The sequence below is a fragment of the Desulfosporosinus hippei DSM 8344 genome, assembly GCF_900100785.1.
Taxonomy (GTDB): domain Bacteria; phylum Bacillota; class Desulfitobacteriia; order Desulfitobacteriales; family Desulfitobacteriaceae; genus Desulfosporosinus; species Desulfosporosinus hippei.
In genome coordinates this window covers 1-1028 of record NZ_FNCP01000073.1, presented here as the reverse complement: position 1 = coordinate 1028, position 1028 = coordinate 1, and the positions used below count along the sequence as shown (strand labels likewise).

General features: G+C 59.2%; 1 protein-coding gene. It reads right to left on the bottom strand.

Annotated elements, in window-relative coordinates; genetic code table 11:
* Positions 1 to 1028, bottom strand: a 1028-nt coding sequence (locus tag BLS16_RS23055) for a hypothetical protein (RefSeq protein ID WP_242876418.1), incomplete at both ends; no start/stop codon positions are given.

Genomic DNA, 1028 nt, shown 5'->3' with positions numbered 1-1028 from the left:
CCAGTTGCACCCGTTGCGCCAACATCGCCTGTGGCTCCAGTTGCACCTGTTGATCCAACATCCCCAGTAGCTCCCGTTGTTCCAGTAGCGCCAACCTCGCCAGTAGCTCCCGTTGCACCTGTCGACCCGACATCCCCAGTAGCTCCAGTTGCACCTGTCGACCCGACATCCCCAGTAGCTCCAGTTGCACCTGTCGACCCGACATCCCCAGTAGCTCCAGTTGTTCCTGTTGATCCAACATCGCCGGTGGCCCCAGTTGCACCTGTTGATCCAACCTCACCAGTAACTCCGGTTGCACCGGTTGCGCCAATCTCACCAGTAACTCCGGTTGCACCCGTTGCGCCAACATCACCAGTGGCCCCAGTTGTACCTGTTGATCCAACATCCCCTGTGACTCCAGTTGCACCGGTTGCGCCAACCTCACCAGTAGCTCCAGTTGCACCGGTTGCGCCAACATCGCCGGTAGCCCCAGTTGCACCTGTTGATCCAACATCGCCGGTAGCCCCTGTTGATCCGGTTGCACCAACCTCACCAGTGGCCCCAGTTGCACCTGTTGATCCAACCTCACCAGTAGCTCCAGTTGCACCTGTCGACCCGACATCACCTGTTGCTCCGGTTGATCCGGTTGATCCAACATCGCCAGTAGCTCCAGTTGTACCTGTTGATCCAACCTCGCCAGTGGCTCCAGTTGCACCTGTTGATCCAACATCGCCTGTAACCCCAGTTGCACCGGTTGATCCAACATCCCCTGTGACTCCAGTTTCACCCGTTGCGCCAACCTCGCCTGTGGCTCCCGTTGCACCTGTTGATCCAACCTCACCAGTAACTCCGGTTGCACCTGTCGACCCAACATCTCCAGTAGCTCCAGTTGCACCTGTTGATCCAACATCGCCGGTAGCCCCTGTTGATCCGGTTGCACCAACCTCACCAGTGGCCCCAGTTGCACCAGTCGCCCCCACATCGCCAGTAGCTCCGGTTGCACCAGTAGCCCCAACATCGCCCGTGGCCCCAGTTGCACCCGTTGCGCC